The sequence below is a fragment of the Maribacter zhoushanensis genome, assembly GCF_029350975.1.
Classification (GTDB): Bacteria; Bacteroidota; Bacteroidia; order Flavobacteriales; family Flavobacteriaceae; genus Maribacter; species Maribacter zhoushanensis.
The window spans coordinates 681,881-704,922 of sequence record NZ_JARKMR010000002.1 but is presented as its reverse complement, the minus strand read 5'-3'; the positions used below and the strand labels follow the sequence as shown (position 1 = coordinate 704,922).

The 23,042-nt window shown below is 32.9% G+C and carries 16 protein-coding genes and 1 tRNA gene; 6 read left to right on the top strand and 11 right to left on the bottom strand.

The features are described from left to right. Window positions 1-63: 63 nt before the first annotated feature. A complete protein-coding gene (locus PXD56_RS09830; RefSeq protein WP_276493159.1) occupies window positions 64-831 on the top strand; it encodes a DUF481 domain-containing protein in 768 nt (255 codons plus the stop codon). A 406-nt stretch (window positions 832-1,237) separates the two neighbouring features. Here the strand turns inward: PXD56_RS09830 and PXD56_RS09825 are convergent, their stop codons facing one another. The 6 genes from PXD56_RS09825 to PXD56_RS09800 form a co-directional block, all read right to left on the bottom strand. Continuing rightward, on the bottom strand, window positions 1,238-4,354 hold the full coding sequence (locus PXD56_RS09825) for a DUF5107 domain-containing protein (protein WP_276493158.1): 3,117 nt from the start codon (window positions 4,352-4,354) through the stop codon (window positions 1,238-1,240). Next, the gene (locus PXD56_RS09820) at window positions 4,354-7,647 is read right to left on the bottom strand and encodes a VCBS repeat-containing protein (RefSeq protein ID WP_276493157.1); all 3,294 of its coding nucleotides are present in this window, start codon (window positions 7,645-7,647) and stop codon (window positions 4,354-4,356) included. The genes PXD56_RS09825 and PXD56_RS09820 overlap by 1 nt, the downstream gene beginning before the upstream one ends. A gap of 105 nt (window positions 7,648-7,752) precedes the next feature. Continuing rightward, window positions 7,753-9,312 carry a SusD/RagB family nutrient-binding outer membrane lipoprotein gene (locus tag PXD56_RS09815; protein WP_276493156.1) on the bottom strand — a complete coding sequence of 520 codons (1,560 nt, stop codon included), beginning with the start codon at window positions 9,310-9,312 and terminating at the stop codon, window positions 7,753-7,755. A 28-nt stretch (window positions 9,313-9,340) separates the two neighbouring features. Then, window positions 9,341-12,394: a SusC/RagA family TonB-linked outer membrane protein gene (locus tag PXD56_RS09810; protein ID WP_276493155.1), complete on the bottom strand. Its 3,054-nt coding sequence runs from the start codon at window positions 12,392-12,394 to the stop codon at window positions 9,341-9,343. Between the two features lie 175 nt (window positions 12,395-12,569). After that, window positions 12,570-13,607 (bottom strand): substrate-binding domain-containing protein, encoded by a 1,038-nt coding sequence (locus PXD56_RS09805; RefSeq protein ID WP_276493154.1) that lies wholly within the window; start codon window positions 13,605-13,607, stop codon window positions 12,570-12,572. Window positions 13,608-14,567: 960 nt separating this feature from the next. Next, window positions 14,568-14,641: transfer RNA gene (locus tag PXD56_RS09800), tRNA-Met, on the bottom strand. A 138-nt stretch (window positions 14,642-14,779) separates the two neighbouring features. Between PXD56_RS09800 and PXD56_RS09795 the strand changes: the two genes are divergently transcribed. Next, a complete protein-coding gene (locus PXD56_RS09795; RefSeq protein WP_036154073.1) occupies window positions 14,780-15,163 on the top strand; it encodes an START-like domain-containing protein in 384 nt (127 codons plus the stop codon). Between the two features lie 52 nt (window positions 15,164-15,215). Then, a complete protein-coding gene (locus PXD56_RS09790) occupies window positions 15,216-16,073 on the top strand; it encodes an aminotransferase class IV (RefSeq protein ID WP_276493153.1) in 858 nt (285 codons plus the stop codon). On the opposite strand, the gene PXD56_RS09785 is transcribed toward PXD56_RS09790, so the two are convergent. The 5 genes from PXD56_RS09785 to PXD56_RS09765 all read right to left on the bottom strand — a co-directional run bounded on the left by PXD56_RS09785 (window position 16,070) and on the right by PXD56_RS09765 (window position 20,600). After that, window positions 16,070-16,630 carry a YqgE/AlgH family protein gene (locus PXD56_RS09785; RefSeq protein WP_276493152.1) on the bottom strand — a complete coding sequence of 187 codons (561 nt, stop codon included), beginning with the start codon at window positions 16,628-16,630 and terminating at the stop codon, window positions 16,070-16,072. The two genes, PXD56_RS09790 and PXD56_RS09785, sit on opposite strands and share 4 nt — an antisense overlap. 111 nt (window positions 16,631-16,741) lie before the next feature. After that, window positions 16,742-17,014: an HU family DNA-binding protein gene (locus PXD56_RS09780; RefSeq protein ID WP_027066835.1), complete on the bottom strand. Its 273-nt coding sequence runs from the start codon at window positions 17,012-17,014 to the stop codon at window positions 16,742-16,744. 173 nt (window positions 17,015-17,187) lie between these two features. After that, a complete protein-coding gene (gene fmt / locus PXD56_RS09775; RefSeq protein WP_276493151.1) occupies window positions 17,188-18,135 on the bottom strand; it encodes a methionyl-tRNA formyltransferase in 948 nt (315 codons plus the stop codon). 1 nt (window position 18,136) lies between these two features. Continuing rightward, entirely contained in the window at window positions 18,137-20,032 is a 1,896-nt protein-coding gene (locus tag PXD56_RS09770; protein WP_276493150.1) for a RecQ family ATP-dependent DNA helicase, read from the bottom strand. Next, on the bottom strand, window positions 20,025-20,600 hold the full coding sequence (locus tag PXD56_RS09765) for an AAA family ATPase (RefSeq protein WP_276493149.1): 576 nt from the start codon (window positions 20,598-20,600) through the stop codon (window positions 20,025-20,027). Before PXD56_RS09765 ends, PXD56_RS09770 begins: the two co-directional genes overlap by 8 nt. A gap of 81 nt (window positions 20,601-20,681) precedes the next feature. Here PXD56_RS09765 and PXD56_RS09760 point away from each other — a divergent pair, with 81 nt between their 5' ends. The 3 genes from PXD56_RS09760 (at window position 20,682) to murA (ending at window position 23,034) form a co-directional block, all read left to right on the top strand. After that, window positions 20,682-20,969, top strand: a complete 288-nt coding sequence (locus tag PXD56_RS09760) for a DUF493 family protein (protein WP_276493148.1) — start codon at window positions 20,682-20,684, stop codon at window positions 20,967-20,969. An 81-nt stretch (window positions 20,970-21,050) separates the two neighbouring features. Beyond that, complete coding sequence (locus PXD56_RS09755) at window positions 21,051-21,710, top strand: DUF4290 domain-containing protein (RefSeq protein WP_276493147.1); 660 nt, start codon at window positions 21,051-21,053, stop codon at window positions 21,708-21,710. Window positions 21,711-21,726: 16 nt separating this feature from the next. Beyond that, complete coding sequence (gene murA, locus PXD56_RS09750; protein ID WP_276493146.1) at window positions 21,727-23,034, top strand: UDP-N-acetylglucosamine 1-carboxyvinyltransferase; 1,308 nt, start codon at window positions 21,727-21,729, stop codon at window positions 23,032-23,034. The last annotated feature ends 8 nt before the right edge of the window (window positions 23,035-23,042 follow it).

Below are 23,042 nucleotides of genomic sequence, written 5' to 3'. Positions count from 1 at the left end.
TTTTGCAATAATTTTGTGACACCTGAATTAAGAGTATTTGAAAGGCTATTTCTAAAATATTGTATGAAGTTTATTTTATCCATTTTTATTGTTTCTATAAGTTTTATGAGTATTTCTGCTAATGCTCAATTAGTTAATATAGAATCTAAACGAATGCATACAGATTCGTTGAGGTTTGTTTTGAATAGCGACTTGCTGTTTAATTATACCGATAACAATGGGGAATATATTCTGCAGGTAAAATCCAATGTTGCCACTCAATTTAAGTCCAAGAATCTAAAAAGTATCTATTTTTTGATAGGTAATGTGAGCTTAATAAGATCAAAGGATGAAGATTTTCAAAATTCTTATTTTTTACATGCTCGTTTTAATCAGAAAATAACAGATGTAGTTCGTTTTGAGGCTTTTGTGCAAAATCAAAGTAATGAGAATTTGACCATTTCAGATAGAAATCTTTTAGGGGTAGGCTTACGTCTTAAAATTTTCGATAAATCTGGTACTCTTGCCTATTTAGGAAATTTATATATCTATGAAATTGAATCTGTGGCCACGACCGATCAGAAATTTTATAACCATAGAAATAGCAGTTACCTTTCCCTAAATCAAAATTTTAAAAAAGTTAATTTAGATATTACGGGTACATTTTATTTTCAACCGTTATATGATAATATAAGCAATCATAGAATACTAAGTCAGTTCAAGGCTCAAATGCCACTCACCAAAAGAATCAGTTTTTCTGCACTCTACAACTATGCTGTAATTAATTTTAACTCTGATCTAGAAGACGACCGGTCTTCTAATGTGAGCTTTGGGTTTACTTTAGATTTGTAGTTCAGTATAAGAATTGATTACTTAATATGTGTTTAAATTATCAGGTCGCATAGCGAAAGTTTAGTTATAAATTTGTTCCTTTGTTTAAATCAACGATTATTTTAAAATATAATCGTCACCATCTTTAAAAGCAGCAACACTAGTGCGTTATTTATTTAAAGGACTAGTTTTGTAAAAGTTATTTATACATTCTTCTTTCGCTATTAAAGTATTTAAAATAGGTGCAAACAAACTTTGTTGCTCTTTAAATTAATTTAACGACCTGATGTACTCCTTCCATCTTCTATATAATTCTTGTTATGCTCAGTTATTTTTTTCATATATAGATGTTGTTAGTATTGAACAGCATCAATAATTTGTTTAAAAAGTGCTTATTTTGAAGAATGGCTATAGAAGGTTGTTTTATTTAAAGTTTACTTAATAACCTTAGTTGCTCTAGCTCTAATTCTGATATGTTTTTTTGAGCCCTAAGTATGTCTACAGCATCCGTATCATTGTTGAAAATAGCAATAGCTATTTTACTAAGTACGCCATCTGTTTTATTTAATAAGTTCTCAAGTTCCTTCTTGTTAAGGTGAAGCTGTTTAGCAGCTAATAAGCCTGCAAGATGGTTTGTAGTATTTCTTGTATAGTGGCTTTTAGTATATGTAACAGCGGAATTTAATAGTGCTTTACTTTTGACTGTTTCGTTAAGCTTATTAAGTGTTATTGCAAGTAAATAATCTGTAATTCTTTCATCTGGTGAGTATGGTTTGCCTACACCAATATTTTCAGGCCATTGTTTAGCTTTTTCTAATATGGCTTTTGCTTCGATATAATTCTTTTTTAAAATAGCATTTAAGGCTAGTGCCTGGTATGTTTTTTCATAAATTTTTCTACTTTCATTAGCTAGCTCAAAAGGAAGTACATTAATATTTTCGAGTATTATTGCTACTTCACTGTATTCTTCTAAACTTAATAAAGATTTGGCATGTGCCAAAGCTATGTTATAGTTTTCAGGGAATTTTTTAGTTGCTTTTTTAGAAAGATTATAGGCTTTTTCAAAATCTCCAATATTTTGATATAGCAGAATATTTTCTTCCCAAATCTTCCAATTATTTGGTTGTAAATCTAACGCTCTTTGTAAATCAGTAATAGCTAGTTTTTTTGAGTTTTCATCTAACTTAGATTGCAGAAGTTTAGCTCTAAATTGATAAAAAATAGGGGAGTTGGGTGTATTTTTTAATTTTTCTAAGATAGTAATACCTTTGCTCTTTAAGCCTACTGCAATATAGTTTTGAGCTAAGTAATATCTTAGTTTCCAATTGTCATTTTTGGCGCTAGCCCAGTTAAGAACAGGAATAGTTTCTCTGCGATAAGGGAATACAAAATCAACTTGCTTATTAATAGCTGAATTTAACAAGACTTCACTTTCATGAGGACTTGTAATTTTTTTTAAAAAAGCCAACCACAATTGATTTTTTACGGTTTCTTTACTCATAGATAGAGCTTCAATTGCTTTTTGGTCAAAACCCAGCTCTTTGTAACGTAGTGCAATAGTTAAAAAAGATTCTTCTTTAAATTCATTTTGTATATTCAAATCATTAACAATTGTATTTGAACTTTTGTTTTCAAGAGCAATAAGATAGTTTAATGGGTCTATATGTATTAAGTCCTCTTTTGTCTTACCAAGAGCTTTACTGTCATTTTTTGCGTTTGCGGCAAGTAATAATACTTCTCTTGCGTTCACGTTATACGTATTAAAATCTAAGGCTTTCTGTGCGTAGGTTTCGGCACGTGTTAGTTGTTTGTTAGCTAAATATAACTCGGCTATTTGTGCATAAGATACCGACCTGAATTTAATATCGCGAGCTGCCCACCCTAAAGATTCTAATGCATTAACGGTATCATTATTTGCTCTATATGCTATACCTGCCATGTAGTTAGCACTTGCATTATAGGTGTCCATTCTTAAAACGGTGTTTGCATATGTTAATGCATCATTATAATTACTTTTTCGATATTCTAGTTCCGCCAATTTGGTTAGGGCAACGCTATGAGAAGGGTCAATATTAAGTAAGTTTTTAAGGTGTTCTTCTGCCTTTTTATATTCACGGTATTCTATAGCTTCGATACCTGCAAAAAGTAATTTTTCTGTTTCAGAAACATTTAAATCCTTATCAGAGAAAAAAGGTCTTTTTAAATCCTTCGGCTTATTTATAGGCTTATATTCTAACTCAGTACCCAATACAGATACTTCGACATTTGCCGGTGTTGTTGTGACTATTTTTTTAGAATAAATTTCCATGGGCTTTAAATTCAGAGTTTCTATAATGGTTTCTTGACCATTAAAAATTTGAATTTTAGTGTCTAAATTTTGTAAAGCATTTACTTTTATATAGGTTTCTCCATCTACAGTTTCTACATTTAAAACACCTTCTGGTGAAGCATCAACCATACCGCCAATTTGCTTAAATGGAAACCAAATTTCGCTCCATTTGTCCATCATATAGGGGTCGAAACCTACTTGACTAATTGGGTTAACGGCATTAGTAGGTTGGTATTGGTCAAAAAGTCTTCCCGCTTGAAATTCAATATATTGCCCATCTGTATCAGTTAATAAATCTTCCCAAATTCCGCCAGATCTAGATAATGCCCATAACCAAAGTTTTTGCCCTGGCATTTCTTCATATAAAGACCAATGTCCAAAACCAAATTCTGTGTCATGATAATATCCTCCAAAAAAATCATCAAACTCACCTACAATATGATAAGATTTAGAAGAGCCAAATTTATTTTCATTGTACATGGCTAGGTTGTGCTTTTCTTTATCTATTGGCCATGAATGTGAATTTCCATTATGTTCTAAATGCTTATTGCCAGGAATGAAAAATTCCAAGTCATTACTTGCTTTAGCAGCCCCGGTCATCCAATTATAATAAGATGTAGTTAGAGGAGAGGCATTGTACCAATATGCATTGGTTTCAAAATACGCTTTATCTTTTTCTAACTTAATCTCTACGGTCCATTTTGTATTTGATGGTAAATCTATATTGCTTACAATACAACTGACACTTCCATCTAAATTAGTTTTAGTTATATAATCTACTGGAGTTGCTGTTGAAGGGTGGTGACCAATGATACCAAAATTAAACTCAATACCGCCAGAAGTCCAAGGACCTCGCATGGCAATATTTCTAAATTTTATTACTTCATTTTTATATAAAAATTCCTCTCCTGTACTCTTTTCAATAGCACCCCAAATTTTACCACCAATTTCTGGAAGTATTTGCACTTTTATATAATCATTTTCTAAGGTTACAACTTTCCATTCTTGCTTTTTAGATGTATGCTCGTATCTTTCAAATTTAAAATAGGGAATTATTTTCGGGTTTTCAGCCGATATGGGTACAGGGTTAGGTTCACTAAAACCATAGGTTTCCAATGATAGTATTTCTTCTTTAATTGAGATAGATTGTGCCGTGGTAGAACTATAAAGCCCACTAATCAATAATACTAAGATAATCTGAATTTGTGTTCGCATTAAAAATTAAGTTTATACGTTCTAGGAATTTGATTGTTTCTTGAAAATATGATAACTGGTTCTTTGTCCGCGTTAATGATGGCTTTAATATCCCTTACTTCACCATCTATATTGAGTCCACTTTTCTTTTGGTCAATAGCTTTAAAATCTCCTTTTCCATCGCCTAAAAGAAAGCTGCCTTTATTGGCATCATACCTGCCATATTTAACTCTAGTGCCAAAAAAGTTGCCAGCCATAAGTACATCTAAATTGCCATCTTCATTAAAGTCATCTATAAGAATACCGTAGATAGGAGCAAATTGGGTAGAAGCGGGTAGGGGCGTTATTTTAAAATTATTTTCACCAAGATTTTCTATATAACTACTAGCAAAGTAATTGGCTTCTAGTATATTGGTGTTATTTAATTCTTCTGCAGTGAAAATATCTGAAATTTTTTGGTCCGCGTAATCTGAGTAATTAATGTATTTTCCTTTTAAATAGCTGAGTTGACCAATTAAATCATCCTTCGAGAAAACAGGATAGCTTTCTCCTTTTATATATGAAGTTAATATAGGGTCTAGTGAACCGTTTTCATCAAAATCCTTGACATACAGCAGAACGGGTTCTTCTTCAGAAGCTTTTAATTGGGAGTTTAAACCAAAATTACCGACGATATAATCAGTATCACCATCATTGTCGAAATCACCAGGCTTAATAGTATTCCACCATCCTTTTGTATTATTTAGGGTTGAGTTTTTGATTTCGGTTAGTTTGCCACTTTTATTTTCGAACAAACGAATAGCCATAAACTCACCAACTATGATTAAATCTTCAATACCATCTCCACTAAAATCGCTCCATAAGGCATCTGTAATCATCCCTATATGATTTAATTCTTCATTTATAGACGTTGTAACATCTGTAAAATGACCTTTACCATCATTCTGTAGTAGATAACTTTTTGGAGCTGTTGGGTATTTTCCAGGTACTAATCTTCCACCAACGAACAAGTCTAAATCTCCATCATTGTCAACATCGTTAGCACGGACTACAGCACCGCTTGTTTTCATGTTTGGTAATGCATTGCTCAATTTTGTAAATTTACCTTTACCGTTATTTAGGTACAGCCTATCTTGTAATTCTGCAGCATTCTGTTCAAATTCATTACCACCACTAACTACATATAAATCTAAATCTTTATCATTATCAGTATCGAAAAAGAGCGCATTTGTATCTTCTGATATTGCGTCATCTATTAAATCCGATAGGGCAATACTAAATTCTCCATTATTTTGTTGTATTAATATTTGTCCGCTTTGACCTTTGGCACCTGCAATAAACAAATCTTCTAGACTATCACCATTTACATCTCCTTTTGCCATTTTTGGACCTTGAGTAGAAAGTTTATGAGGCAATAATTGTTCTGTTTTAAAATCTATATAATTGTTTTCTTGATGTTTGAAAGGAATTAGACTATCTATTGATGTATCAACAAAATATTTTATAGCATTTGTTTCACCAATTGCAATGGGTTTTTGTGCATCAATTTGTTGTAGTTTAATGGTTTGGTTGCTAGGTATATTCTGCAGTGTTTGTACTTTAAAATCTGGCCAAATAATTGTTAGCTTCTGTATAGTGTCATTTTTTCCTAAACCAAAGACAACCGTATTATCTACCGAAGATTGATAACCTCTTGTAGGCATGGTTTCTTGGGTAAAAACTTGATCATTTGTAGTTATAGATATTTTTGAACCAATACCATATGTATTTAAACCTTCACCTTTTAATTGTATTCTTAGGTAATTATGCTCTTTTAACGTTTCACTATTATTTCGATAAATAAAAGCTTCTTCTTCTATATTATTGACGATTAAATCTAAATCACCATCATTATCTAAATCTGCATATGCAGCTCCGTTAGAAAGTGATTTGTTATCTAATCCCCATGCTGAATTTACTTTTGAAAAAGTAAGGTCTCCATTGTTTTGATACGTGTAATTTTCTTCAATTGTAGCAGGAGAATTTTCCAGTAACTCCATGATTACTGTTTGTTTTCCTGTTTTATTCTCTTTTAATTTTTCTTGGACAGCAAAATTTATGAAGTCCATATTGGTGTAATCTCTTTTATATCCATTTGTGATAAAAACATCTTTGTAACCGTCATTATCTAAATCTGCAAAAAGTGAAGCCCAACTCCAATCGGTATTTGATATGCCAGAAAATTGACCTATTTCTGAAAAGGATTCTCCTTTGTTATTTAGTTGTAGCATATTACGCATGGTTTGGTTGTAAAAACCTGAGTTGACTAGCAGTTGGTATTTGTCATAATTATCTGGACCAGAGACCATCTTTTGACGGTAATTGCCTTCTGGTAGCATGTCTAACGTAATGATATCCATATAACCATCATTATTGATATCGGCTATGTCTGAACCCATAGAAAATAGTGATGTATGTCCAATATATTTCTCAAGACTTTCAGAGAACGAACCATTTGTATTATTGATATAGAGGTAGTCTTGTTCGTTATAATCGTTGGATACATAGATATCTGGCCAGCCGTCGTTATTAATATCAGAAATGGCAACCCCTAAACCAAAACCTAGAACATTAGAAACTAAACCAACGTCTGAGCTCACGTCTTTAAACTTGCCATTATCATTACGATACAATTTATCTGAGTATGCTGGATTGTTTTTTTTCTTTAATGAAGCAGTAATTTGACCAAAACCTGCATATTCTTGTGTGGAGTGATTAAGGATGTAAGCATCTAAATCTCCATCCTTATCATAGTCAAAGAAAGAAGCTTGTGTGGAATAACCAGAATTGGCTAGTCCGTATTTTGAGGCACTTTCTGTAAAAGTTAAATCGCCATTATTTATAAATAATAAATTTTGACGCATTTTAGGACTAGGTGCTGCAGACCTACATACATAAATGTCCAGCAATCCATCACCATTTACATCTGCCATTGTTGTGCCTGTATTCCAAAGGCCTTCTGCAAAGACTCCTGCTTTTTCTGCTACTTCATCAAATTCAAAATTCCCTTTATTTATATACAATCTACTGCCAACCATATTACCGGTAAAGTAAATATCTTGTAAGCCATCATTGTTTAAATCACCAACTGATACGCCGCCGCCATTATATAAATAACCATATTCTAAAACATTGAATGCTTCTGTTTCTTTTAGAATATTCTTGAACTTTATACCTGTGACATTAGCTTCTAATTTGGTAAAAAGCTTTTCTTCTTGTGTGGAACATGAAAAGACTAGAATGAGTAAAATAAGGAAAGAAAATAACCTATACATTGATATAAAAAATTTGGTGATCTCTTCTAAGATAGTGTGAAAAAAATAGTAAAAAAAAGCACCAATGTTTAAGTTGGTGCTTTTTGAAAAAAAATCCGAGGAAGATTATTTTTTATCCCACCAAAGTTTGGTGTTATTATTGTCAGCTCCGTTAAGTTCTGTACCATTAATAGCTGTTGATACAGATTCAAAGTTTGTATCAAATTGCGAAGAAACATAAACCATTCTTCTCATAATTTCATCTACAGCAACATCAGCATTTTCTGATTGTACACGAGCATATTGTTTTGGGTAACCTGTTCTTCTAAGTTCTGCCCAAGCTTCCCAACCATTAGGGTATAATGCTAACCATTTTTGAGTAATAATTTGCTCTAATTGTATTTCCGGATCTGTACCAAATGCTACAGGTATATCAGCTACCGGTTGTGCACCTGCTTCAAAAGCTATAGGTGTATTGGTACTAGCAATATATGCAGCAATAGATGTAGCATCACCAACTTCTCTATGCTCCATAGAAGTTGTAATTCCTAAGCCGTAAAGCTCTTCTGCGCTGCCGCCCATTGCCCAACCCTCTAAGGCACCTTCTGCACGTAAAAAGTATACTTCTGCAGCTGTTAATACTTCTATTGGAGGATTTTCACCACCTAAGGCAACGTCGATATATTTAGTAGCAAGGTCAGAATGGCTAGCATTTTTGCTAGTCTCTAATGAAACTTTAGTTTGTCCGTTCAATAACCCTTCATAAGAACTGCCATCGCCATCACTATCACCTTCTATAGCAGGAGCGAAGTACTGTGGTAAACGTGGATCTTCATATCCTTCTAGAATACTTTCCATAGTTGCACTCATTCTAAATTCTCCCCAGTCTGTAATAGTCTCCAATGGGTTTCTGTTTGTCTCATCTACAGATACGTATGCATTCTCATCATTTGTCATAAATACACCTGCAGCTACAGCTTTTTCAGCTTCAGTCTTCGCTAATACCGGATCTACATATTTAACTCTTAAAGCTAAACGTAGACGAAGGCTATTTGCAAAGGTTAGCCATTTTGCAGGGTCACCACCATAAGTACGGTCGCCACTAGTAAAAGCAACTTGATCTAAATTGGCATTTAGTTGTTCAACGGCTTCATCAAGAGTTACAAAGAAACTTCTGTAAATATCCTCTTGAGAATCATAAGGTATGGCTTCTAATTCTGTATTACCAACTTCTAAATATGGAATTGGTCCCCAGTAATCTGTGATTCTATGAAAAGCATTTACTTTCCATATTTTAATCATTGCATTACCTACTACATTACCTGTAGCCTCAGTAGCATCTTCCACTAAAATTATTTGAGGTAAAGACTCTTCATAAAAAGAAGTCCAAGCCAAATCGGCCCAGCCACCTACTTGTACATATCGGTCCGAATCAAAACCTGATGCTGTGGTTGCAAAATACTGACACCAGATATCCGCAAAAAGATTTTCACCAATTTGAAATCTCCAATCTTGACCAAACATAGTAGTATACTGTGCTTGTGCAAAAGCTTGACCTTGTAATAATTCACTTTCTTCAATTGCTGGTATAGCAAAAGACAACGGGTCTGTATTTGTTTCTTCAAAATCACCGGTACAGCCTGCTAGAAGCAAGACCAGACCAAGGAATAAACTTATATTTTTCATGAATTTCATATTTTAGATGTACAATTTTTTAAAATCCGAACTTTAGATTTAGACCTAAACTTCTTGTAGTAGGTGGTGAAAAAGATTCATAACCATCAGAACTGGATAGAGAAGGATCTGTTATAACCTCTGGATCTATACTCGCATTGTTATAAATAAAGAAAAGGTTTCTACCCACTAAGGTTAGTTTTATATTTCTAAAAGGAGTTTTATCTATTAGAGTGGAAGGTAAGCTATAACCTAAGGTAATTTCTCTCATTCTAATGTTAGATGCATCTTCAACGAATGCTTCACCCACTGGTGCGTTTCTACCACCAATTGCAGTCCAGAATGTTTCAGCATCTGTTTGGATATCATTGGTAGAACCATCAGACTTCACTACTTCTAATCCACTAAATACATTGTCTCCGAAAACCAAAGTGCCATCACGACCTATTGTTGTAGCTTGTAAAGCACCGTCTGAAGCTAATATTGCATTGGTAAGTGATCCCACAACACCCCCTTGGCGAATATCAATTAAGAAACTCAAACTAAGGTTTTTGTAACGAAAAGAATTACTAATACCACCTAACCAATCTGGATTGTAGTTGCCAATTAATACATCTTTACCATCTGTTACTTGTGGTGTTCCATCATCATTTACTAAAACTCTTCCTTGGTCATCTCTTACAAAACCTCTTGAATACATGTTACCCCAGGGATCACCAACATTTAATTCAAATTGTCTAAAGAATGGGTTGCCAGATTCTAATACCAATGATTCTAAGTTATTAGCTAAGCGTAGTACTTCACTATCGTTTTTACTAAAGTTTACAGAAACATTCCAACTAAAATCATTAGTCTGTATTGGTGTACCCGTTAAGATAGCTTCAATACCTTTATTTTGAATATCTCCACCATTTACGAACCTAGTACTGAACCCAAATGCTGGATCAACACTTACTGGAAATAATTGGTCAATACTATTACTCTTATAGTATGTAAAGTCTAAACCTAAACGATTATTGAAAAAGCGTGCATCAACACCAAATTCTAATGATTGTGTACGTTCTGGTTTTAAATCTGTATTTGGTTGAGAAGCTTCTAATTGAACAAAACCACCAGCTACTGTATTTGCTGTACGGAAAATTGCGTAAGGGTTAGTGTCGTTACCAACTTCTGCATAAGAACCTCTAAATTTTAGGTATGAAATAGGCTCTGGCATTGTGAACATATCAGAAATAACAGCACTTAAACCAGCGGAGTAATAATCAAATCTATTGTTTTCAAAAGGTAAAGTTGAACTCCAATCGCTTCTATATGTTAAGTCTAAAAATAAAGCATCTTTATAACCAACTTGCCCAAAAGTATAAAGAGAATTTACTTTTTCTTTGTTAAAATCTTGTTCTGCTGTTAATGTCAATGCATTACTTATAGCAAAAATGTTTGGAGCGTTTAAACCTTGGTTATCTGTGAAAACATATTTGTCTTCAGCCATACGGCTATTGCCACCTAAATTAATGTTGAAATTAAAATCGTCGTTTATTTCTTTGTTATAACTTAATAAGAAATCTGAGTTCCATTCAATAGAGATAGTATTTGTTGTTTCATAATCACCATTATCTGCCACTATATAAGAATCATTGTAATCTCTATCTTCTCTAAATGTTGTACTGTTATCTACAGCAGTACGTACCATTAGACTTAGGTTGTCATTAAAATTATATTTTAACGAAGCATAACCAATAACTCTATCATTAACACTTTCATTAAGGTTACGGTTTATAGTCCAATAAGGATTGGCGCCACCATTATCACCTGGTTTCCAGTAGTTTTGTAATACGTTACCATCTGTTGCAGTATATTCAAATACTTTTGCATCAACAGTACGTATGTTTCTTGGCAACCTATAAGCATGTCTCCATGGATTGGTAAAGGCTTCACCGGTATCTAAGATGTTGTCTGTTTCGGTTCTAATGTAATTTACCTTGGCACTTAGTTCAATTTTATCATCGAACATTTTGTTATCTATTTTTAAGGTAACATTATGTCTTGCTAATTCATTACCAGCAACAATACCTTCTCTATTTTCATTAGTATAACCAAAAAATGTTCTTACTTTCTCGTTACCTGTTCTAATAGAAACGTTATTGGCAATATTGATACCTGTTTGCATAAAGTCATTAACATTGTTAGACTGTGATGTATAAGGTAAGCTCTGTGTTATATCTGGACTAGGAGACCAGTTTACTACAGAAGATCCATCAAAACTTGGTCCCCAAGAACCTGTAGACGTTGGGTTAAACACACCGGCACTACCTTGACCATATTCATTTTGGTAGTCATACATAATATTACCTGTATTAGCAGTAACTGTAGTACTAAAATCAATTGTAGTAACATCGCTGGTTCCTGTTTTTGTAGTAATAAGAATTGCTCCATTGTTAGCTCTTGCACCATAAAGTGCAGCTGCATTTGCTCCCTTTAAAACATTTATAGAAGCAATATCATCTGGACTTAAGTTAGAGATATCTCCTCCTAAAGGTACACCATCTACAATATATAAAGCTTGGCTACTACCAGCAATAGAACGGTTACCTCTTAAAACTACTTTTGATGACCCACTAACACCACTACCTGATGTTTGTATAGATAGACCAGCTACTTTACCCTGTAAACTGTTTACCAAATCTTGCTGTGGTCTTGCCTCATCAATACTTTTAGTATCAACACCTTGGGTAGCATAGGTTAAAGATTTTTTTTGTCTTTTAATACCTAGGGCCGTTACAACAACTTCGTCTAGTTGACTAGCATCTTCTGCCATGGCAACGTCTATTGTATTAGAAGTACCTATTGTAATGTTTTGTGTTTTTGTGCCTATATAAGAAAAGACTAATACATCACCTTCAGAAGCACTGATAGTGTAAATACCATCAAAATCGGTTTGTGTACCATTCGTAGTTCCTTGTACCAGAACATTTACACCTGGTAGCGGCACTCCGTCGTTAGCATCGGTGACTACACCAGTCACCATTTTATCTTGTGCTAAAACGGGGAAAGCCCCCATAATTAGTACGAAGAACATGAAAATTTTTTTCATCATAATGTTAAATTTAAAAAGATTTTGGTTCTAAATATTCTCTTAAAGTAATGTGAATGTAAACTTAATTATCTAATGTGCGAGTAGATTAACGTTAAAATGTGCTCGAACACACTATAATTTTAGGATTGTGTTTATTTTATGCTAAAAAGATGAATATTTTATAGTAATTGATTAGTTACAAATAATAATCTACATTTTCGCTGGTAATAATATCTATAGGAAGTAGATTGCTAATGGGAACTTTTTTGCCAAACAAGAAGTATTCGGCATAGTAGCTTATGCTTAGATATGCCTGTTCTTTGGGTCTTTGGTGAATAAGAAAGTTAATTTTCCCCTTTTTTAAGTAAGTGACATTTTCAGGGATTAAATCATAACCAACAATAGCACAATCTTTATTAATTTTTGAAACAATTTCAGCAACTTCATGAACATGGGAGTTCGTAATAAATAAAGCACCTAATTTGGGATGTTCTTTTAAATATTTGGTAATGTCATTAACGAATTTAGTTGGGTTGTTCATTTCGAAGTTTATCGATTCTAAAATACGAAAACTGCTATTTTTTTCTGTAAAGTAATTTTTAAAACCTTTTTCTTTAAGTAGAAGGTGTGGTTCTAAATTAATATGTACAATGCCTATATCACATTTTGATTTTGAGGTTTTATAAATTAAATCTGCAGCTATTTTGCCACTCTGCACTAAATCTTGACCAACATAACTTTCAGCATTTTTAGATTTTATATGATTGTTGAAGAGTGCAACTTTTATATTTTTCTTTTTACACGTTTTACTTATCAAAAAAAATTCTTTTTCAAATAGGGGAATTATTAAAAGTAAATTGGGAGAAACACTTATAGCTTCAATAGATTTTTGATGAAAATCTTCTTTTTGAAACGGGTTGTATATAAATTTCTCTACAAGTACGCCAAATGGTCCAAATTCTTTCTCGGCTTCTTTGATGCCTTCATGAGCTGGTTTCCAAAAAATATCTATTTCGTAATCTGGTATTAAAATAGAAATTCTATAAACTTTATTTTCTTTAAGATTCCTAGCTATAGGGTTTGGTTGATATTCAATTTCTTTTAAAATTTTCTCTACTTTCTCTAATGCTTCCTTAGAGACTTTTCCTCTTTTGTGTAATACTCTATCTACAGTACCTTTAGATACACCGGCTAGCTTGGCAATATCTTTAATGGTCATTTTTTTTTGCGTCATTATATAAAGTAGAAACTGTAATTATTGTTTTAGTGGAATAAGATTTATTGGTGTAGATTTTGTCCAACTAATTTTCAATATAGCATAAATACCCAAATCAACAAGTATTTAAATTTACAAATTGATTTTTTTACTTGTCTAAAAAGAGATAATCAGTTCTTATTAAATTAAAATTTTAAAAATATTGATTAAATGTTTTGGGAGTAGATGCGTAATCGCTTACCGTACAATCTACGCAATGATTATGTGAATCTTTTCAATCTAAAATATAACAACACACTGAGAAGCACATGATACATGAAAACTATAATTTTTTTGAGTTTTTAATGGATTTTGAAAACATATATATGGTCTATTCTATCTTTTTCTATAGGTATTATAGTATCAAATAATACATAGATTATTAATATAGGTGATAACTGAGTAACTTATTTCTGAAATATTGTTTTCTACTTTTGATAAGGTTAAGAAATATTTATCATAATGAAAATTTAAAGGTATCTTGATCGTGAATAACAAATTACGAATACCACATTATTAATGATATACTATAAATCATTAAATTTTTCTCAATAATGTCTATAAAACCTAAATTGATTGCTTAGAATAGAAAGGAATTGTTGAAAATTCCATTAAACTCTATTAATAGATGCATTAAAATCAACTAATTACTTTACTGATGAACAAGAAAGGTTTCTTATTTTTTTGAAATCAAATTTTACCAAAAGTATTTTACTTAAAAGAGGACTTTATCGAAATAAATGTCTCTAGAATTTATTTTTTTGGTTAAATATTTTTTCTTTGATTAAAAATCTGTCATTAAGAATTACTGCTATAGTATCTTTTATACATAAATCAAACGTGTTCAGTCTTGTGTTCTATTTACCTAAGGATGAGATTTGAGTATAAAAAAAGCGGTTTAGAATTAACTAAACCGCTTACATTGTGCCTTTTAATCTGTAGCGAGAGGGGGGCACGATCCCCCGACCTCCGGGTTATGAATCCGACGCTCTAACCAACTGAGCTACCTCGCCATATTATTTTTAAACGGCTGCAAATATAGTGGTAATTTATTTGTTCTTCAACAAAAGTTGATTAAAAAAATAATACTCGTCATTTATTTTTTTATCATTTAGAAATATATATATTGCCCGTATTAAAGTAGCATGCACATGAGCGATAAAATAAAATTTGAAATAGAGTTTGTAATTCAGTCTTCACCACAGATGTTATATCAATACTTGGCAACGCCATCTGGCTTATCAGAATGGTTTGCAGATAATGTGAACTCTAGAGGTGAAAAGTTTACATTTATATGGGACGGAGCTGAAGAAGAAGCTAAATTATTAAAAAGAAAAACAGACGAGTTTGTACGTTTTGCTTGGGATGAAGCAGAAGATGATAGCTTTTTTGAAATGAAAATAATTGTTGATGAAATCACTAAAGATGTTTCGTTATTTATAACGGACTTTGCGGAAGATGATGAAATTGATGAATCTAAAATGCTTTGGACCAACCAAGTGTCAGATTTAAAACAGGTGTTAGGATCATCTTAAAAATAGCCTTATTTACAGTATCTTTGAGCCTTAATTTTTTAAGGCTTTTTTTATGTTCAATTTCAATGGCGAACTTCTTGAGGATAATACTTCTTTTTTAAATGAAAAGAATAGGGGAGTACAGCTTGGTGATGCCGTTTTTGAAGAATTACGTGTTTTAAACGGTGACATTATTTTTTTAGAAGATCATTATTTACGCTTAATGTCTTCCATGAGAATGTTACGAATGGAAATTCCTATGAACTTTACGATGGAGTTTATGGAAAAGGAAATTCTAAAATGTATTTCTGAGAATGATTTAAAAGAAGCCAAACAAATAAAATTCATCGTTTTTAGAAATAGCCAAAATGATTTTTCTGTTTCTGATAATACCATATCTTACTTTATTACAAGTAGAACATTAAAGAATCCGTTTTTTGTTCTAAATGAGGATGCTTATGAAGTTGAACTTTTTAAAGATTTCTATAAGAACTCTAGTATGCTCTCTAATTTAGATTCTAATAACAAGGTGTTAAACGTTGTAGGTGCTATTTACGCTCAAGAAAATGATTATCAAGATTGTTTGTTGCTAAATGAAAGAAAGCAGGTTATAGAAGCTTTAAATGGCAATTTGTTCGTGGTAAAGGGTAATCAAATTAAAACTGCACTTGTAACAGATGGTTGTATAAACAGTGTTTTAAGGAAAAAGCTCGTTGATATTATAACCAAATTAAATGATTTTGAATTTATAGAAGATAGTATTTCGCCTTTTGAACTTCAAAAAGCAGATGAATTGTTTATTGTAAATAATATTGATGGTATTATTTCAGTTACAAAATATAGAAAGAAGCAGTTTGTCAATGCAATTGCCAAAAATCTAATAGGTAAATTAAATGCAGCGGCAAGAATGTCTTTGACTAAAACTGTTTAGTTTAAACTAGGATTTTCTGGTGCGTTAGACCATAATAAATAATCACCACCTAGCTGTATCATATTTTCTTTCCAAATTGCTTTTGCAGCTTTTTGTATAATTCTGCTTTCATGTTCGTTTTCTACAACGATCCATGATTTAGAAGTCAATTCTTCATCTAATTGTAAAGAAGACCAGCCAGAATAACCTAGAAAGAACCTAATATCATCTTGCGAGATAATCTCTTTATTAATAAGCTCTACGGTTGTTTCAAAATCACCGCCCCAATAAATGCCATCAGAAATCTCCACACTGTTATCAATTAAATGAGGCACTTTATGAATAAAATATAGATTGTCTTGTTCTACAGGACCACCGTTATATACTTGAAAAGGAATTTCAATTTCAGTTACAAGCTCGTTTATTTGGTATTCTAATGGTTTATTTAAAATAAAACCAACAGAACCTTCATTGCTATGTTCTGCTAACAGTACAACGGACCTGTTGAAAGAAACGTCTCCTGTTAAAGACGGTTCGGCAACAAGTAATTTTCCTTTGGTTGGTTTTAATGCGATCATATATTTACTATGATTATATACCTAAAGTAAGACAAATCCTTCTAAATGCAAAAACATAGAAATAAAAAAAGCGCCAATTAAGGCGCTTTTAATAAATTTATCAGTGTAAAATTAGTTTACAGCTTTACCTAAATCAGCACCTGCTTTAAACTTTACTACATTTTTAGCAGCGATTTGGATAGTTTTTCCAGTTGATGGATTTCTACCTTCTCTTGCATTTCTTTTAGATACGGACCAAGAACCGAAACCTACTAAAGAAATTCTATCTCCTTTTTTAAGAGAATTTTCAACATTTCCCAAGAAAGATTCCAATGACTTTTTAGCCGCAGCTTTTGTGATGCCAGCGTCAGCTGCCATTGCATCGATCAATTCTGTTTTGTTCATAATGTGATAATTAATTGTGATTAAATAATTTATACCTACTAACAAATTTATATGGATTTCTGAGCAACACAAGTAAAACAAGGGGAAATCCCTTGTTTTGTTGATAACTCAGCGTGTTTGTTAATAAAGTAGGTTTTTTTTTACGTTTCTCGCAGCCCAACAAACACGGGGTCTCACCCCATTTTTGCGTTTTTTTCTAAATTAAGACCATTTAACAGATCTCTCACAAACATCCTTTTCTTACCTTGAAGTTGTATTTCTTCAAGATTTAAGTATCCGCCTTGCACTGCAACTTTCATATCTTTTTTAGTAAAAATCAGTGATCCGGTTGGCAAGTAATGTTCTTCAACTTCTATACTTGCTTTATAAATTTTGGTAATTATGGTTTGGTCACCGTTTGTTAATGTTGTCCAAGCCGCAGGGTATGGACTTAAGCCCCTTATAAAATTGTATATGTCCTCTGCAGTTTTGCCCCAATCTATTTCACAGGTTTCTTTAAATATTTTGTGCGCATCTTTTAAATCATCTGAGTTTGGTTGTTTTGTAGTCTCAAAATTTCCTTCTTGAATTCTTGCAACAGTTTTTACAACGGTCTCAGCACCTAGGTGCATCAACTTATCATGTAAGTCTTCTGCATTATCTGTTTTTTCTATAATTGCTTCATCTTGCATTATTATAGCACCGGTATCAATCTTTTCATCAATAAAGAATGTTGTTACTCCAGTTTTTGTTTCACCATTAATAATAGCCCAATTAATAGGAGCGGCACCTCTATATTGTGGTAATAAGGATGCGTGTAGATTAAAGGTTCCGTATTTTGGCATGCCCCACACAAGCTTTGGTAGCATTCTAAAGGCAACTACTATTTGTAAATTGGCATTTAAAGATGCTAGCGTGTTTAAGAAGTCAGAGTCTTTTAAGTTAGTAGGTTGTAAGATATTTAAGTTTTGTTCTACGGCATATTTTTTAACTGCAGATTCATTTATTTTACGTCCTCTTCCGGCTGGTCTGTCTGGTGCAGTTATGACACCAACTACATTATAATCCTCTTTTACCAGTTTGTCTAAAATGCCTACGGCAAAATCTGGTGTTCCCATAAATACAATTCTCAATGCTTCCATATTATAATAGTTGGTATTCGTTTGTAGTGTTTAATGATATAAAGTTGTCTTCTAAAAGTTCTTGCAAAGCTGTAATTACTATTTCTTGTGTTGTGTTCAGTCGTTGTTGTAAAACTCTAGAGTTTGCCGTTTGTTCTTTTAGTATTTGAATAATTTTAATTTTGGCATGCACAACATCGGTATTGCCAATTTTCTGGCTAAGGCATACATCGCAGATACCACATTCTTTTTCTTGAACTTCCCCAAAGTATTCCAACAACTGAATACTTCTACATATACTGTCATTTTCAATGAAGTTCAACATCTTTGTAACCTTCTCTACTTTAAGCTGGTTTTGTTCTTCTATATTCTTAGCAAACATGTTTATGGTACGGTCATCGTCTCTTGGTACTAAAAAGACCATTTCTAAATCACTTGAGACACTTTGATATTCAATAATTTCATCTTTTGCCAACACCTCAAAATTCTGATGTATCAATGATTCTGGTAGTGATGTTTTTTTGGATAATAAATACGTGTTTATTTGAGTGTCAAATTCAAAGAGACCGCCATAGGTTCTTAATACTACTTTTATAAAATCGGCTAGTTTAGGGTTATTATCAATGTATCGATACAATGTATCCTTATCCGTAATAAATTTAATGGTGATTTTTTTAGAGAAATTTTCAGATAATGATAATACAGAGTTTCTATCTAGGAGCTGTAGTGCATTGTAGGTTAAAAATGTATTCAGTTTATAGATGCTACAGAATTCATTAAAATTAAGATGGAATTTTGCTTCTGTAAATTCTCCATATCCTATTTGAAAAAAAGTATTTAACTTTCTGTAAATCATTTTTACATAAGCTACATCAGGTAAAATTTCAATGAATTGCTTTTTTACTAAAACCTTATCAGTGGTATTGGTAAGTAAAATTGCCTTGGCAAAAGCACCATTTCTACCAGCTCTACCTGCTTCTTGAAAGTAATTTTCTAAACTATCTGGAATTTGATAATGAACTACCAATTCAACATCTGGCTTATCTATGCCCATACCAAAGGCATTGGTAGCAACCATAATTTGAACTTTATCTTGTAGCCAGAGATTTAGACGTTCCGTTTTCATTTTCTGCTCTACACCACCGTGGTAAAAGGTTGCCTTCAAGTTGTTCTGTACAAGATATCTAGATAGTTCTTCTGCTATACGTCTGCTCCTAACATATACAATGGCACTATGTTCTATTTTTTGACAGTATTGTTTTAAGCGACCGTTTTTATCTTCGGTCATTATCACTTCAAAACCAATATTTTTTCGAAAAAATGAATCTTTGACTACAAAAGGATAGGTAAGCTCTAATGATGTGATAATATCTTCACTAACCCTTTTTGTAGCTGTGGCTGTAAGTGCTACCATGGGAGGGGTAGGGTGAAGCTCTCGTAATATGGAGCAGCTTAAATATGCGGGTCTAAAATCATGGCCCCATTGAGAAATACAATGTGCCTCATCTATAACGAACATAGACACGTTCATGGCTTTTATGCGTTCTTGAACCAGTTCTTGTTGTAAGCGTTCTGGAGAAAGATATAAGAATTTATAATTGCCGTAAATACAATTATCCAATAACTTATCTACTTCCGTAAATTTCAGTCCGCCTTTTAGACCTATAGCCTTAATACCTAGTTTTTGAAGGTTATCGACTTGATTTTCTATTAATGCTACTAACGGCGAAATAACTATGCAAATACCTTCTTTCATTAAGCCCGGTACTTGAAAGCATAGAGACTTGCCACCACCAGTTGGCAATAGCCCTAAAACATCTTGACCATTAGATATGGCATTGATAATTTCTTCTTGAGAGCCCCTAAAGCTGTCAAAACCCCAATATTTAGATAAGATTTCTTTTGGTGTATTACTCACCCGTTTTGTTTATAATATCTACAACAAATTGCATACGATTTTCAATAGTACCAAAAGGAACTTCTATTGGTGTATACCCCAGATTAATATATGTGTTTTCAAGCTTTTCGTGTATTCCACAAGCTTGTTCAAAATTTTCCATTCGTTCATTATCTTGAACATAAATTTCTTTCCAAGGTGGTAAAATCAATACCTCGTCATATCTGTGTTCTAGGCATAAGTCTGCATAATGTTGCTCAGATGGCTGACCAAAATAATCCATATACGCAATAACATCCGGTAACCCACGATCATAGAATAAATGATCTTTTTTTATGTTTTGACCATTGATGAAATGTTGTAAACGGGCATTGATCAACTCATCGTTAAAACTTTTAGAATCTTCAACGAAATCAATAGGGTTTACTAATTTTTCATCTAATGCAACATCGCCTAAGGCGTCTAAGGTCATTGTTCTGATCACCTCATGAAAACAATGGTAGCCATTTTCTTCAAGTGAAGATATTAACACTGTTTTTCCCGTTCCCGGACCTCCTGTTACAACAATTCTCTTGCTTTTCAAATTCATAATTTATGAAAGCAAAAGTACAATAATCAACAGTATTAAAAAACTGGTACATTACACTTATCTTTGCATAAAATACTAGTGATGGACGAAAATAACCCAGAAGAATTTTATAAAAAATTACACGAGCAATTAACAGAAACATCAAAATGGCCCTCTAACTATCTGTATAAATTTATTGTAGAGACAGAAACGAATAAAATTGATAAAATAAATACCATTTTCGATAATACCGGTGCGGTTATTAATTTAAAGAAATCTAAAAACGGTAAATACACCAGTGTCTCAATAACAGTGAATATGGAAAGCCCAGATGCGGTTATAGAAAAATATAAAGAGGTAGGTAAGTTAGAGGGCGTAATATCCCTGTAAAATAGCATTTCATCTATAATTTTCTTAATTTGGCATCGTTATAAGAATACTTCTCAAACACAATAAGCTAAAATTTTCAATTTGCAATTAGTAGAAAACCTAGAATATAATACAGAGCGTGAGCATTTGATTATACCAGAGTATGGCCGTCATTTTCAAAAAATGGTGAATCATGCAATATCAATTGAAGACCGTGAAGAAAGAAATAAAGTTGCGCAAGCAATTATAAGCGTTATGGGAAATATACAACCCCATTTGCGCGATGTGCCTGATTTTCAGCATAAACTTTGGGATCAATTATTCATTATGTCCGATTTTAAGTTGGATGTAGATTCTCCCTTTCCTATTACCTCTAAAGAGATTTTAAGAAAAAGACCTGATGCCTTGGAGTACCCTCAAAACTTTCCTAAATATCGTTTTTATGGAAACAACATTAAACGTATGATTGATGTTGCCGTTGAATGGGAGAAGGGTGATAAGCGTTCCGGTTTGGAATATGCTATTGCCAATCACATGAAAAAGTGCTACTTAAATTGGAATAAGGATGTTGTTGATGACAAAGCAATTTTTAAGCATTTGTTTGAATTAAGTGATGGCCGTATCGACTTAGCCGCAGAAGGCGAAAGTTTAACCGATAGCGGGCAATTCCTTAAGAACAGAGTAGCAAAATCTCCTCGTTCAAATAATTCAGGTAAGAAAAATCAAAGAAATAATAATAACCGCGGTAAAAAACGCTATTAAATTTCCACTTCTCTAGATGGGGACATTCAAAATTGAAGGAGGGCATCAGTTATCTGGTGAAATAACACCTCAAGGAGCAAAGAACGAAGCACTTCAAATACTTTGCGCAGTACTACTTACAGACCAAAAAGTATCGATTACCAATATTCCGGATATTGTCGATGTAAATAAACTTATAGCGCTTTTAGAAGATCTTGGTGTAAAAATCCAAAAGAAAGGCAAAGGCTCTTATACTTTTAAGGCAGATGACATTAACTTAGAATATTTACAATCTGATCAGTTTAAACAAGATGGTAGAGGCTTAAGAGGTTCTATTATGTTGGTAGGACCGCTATTGGCACGTTTTGGTAAAGGTTATATACCTAAACCAGGAGGCGATAAAATTGGTCGTAGACGATTAGATACACACTTTGAAGGTTTTATTAAACTAGGTGCCAAATTCCGTTACAATCGCGAAGAATATTTTTACGGGGTTGAAGCAGATAAGTTGAAAGGTACTTACATGTTATTAGATGAAGCCTCTGTAACCGGAACTGCGAACATTGTTATGGCGGCGGTTTTGGCAGAGGGTCAAACAACAATCTACAACGCGGCTTGTGAACCGTATTTACAGCAGCTTTGTAAAATGTTAAATAGAATGGGCGCCAAAATATCTGGGGTTGGTTCTAATCTTTTAGTGATTGATGGAGTTGACAAATTAGGAGGTACGGATCACCGTATGCTTCCTGATATGATTGAAATAGGTAGCTGGATAGGTTTGGCGGCAATGACCAAAAGTGAATTGACCATTAAAGATGTTAGTTGGGATGACTTAGGTCAAATACCAACAGTATTTGGTAAGTTAGGCATCACTTTAGAAAGAAAAGGTGATGATATTTATATTCCTGCCCATGTTGATGGATATGAAATACAAAACTATATAGATGGTTCTATTCTAACCATTGCCGATGCACCGTGGCCAGGTTTAACACCTGATCTATTAAGTATCATTTTAGTAGTTGCTACACAATCTAGAGGAGAAGTTTTAATTCATCAAAAGATGTTTGAAAGCCGTCTGTTCTTCGTTGATAAATTATTGGATATGGGAGCAAAGGTTATTCTTTGTGATCCGCACAGGGCTACAGTAATTGGTCATGATTTTAAATCCACTTTAAAAGCTACTACAATGACATCACCAGATATTAGAGCTGGTGTTTCATTGTTAATTGCAGCTTTATCGGCAAAGGGAACTTCTACGATACATAACATTGAGCAAATAGATCGTGGTTACGAGAATATTGATGAAAGATTACGTGCAATAGGAGCTAAGATCGTTAGGGTCTAAGTTTTTAT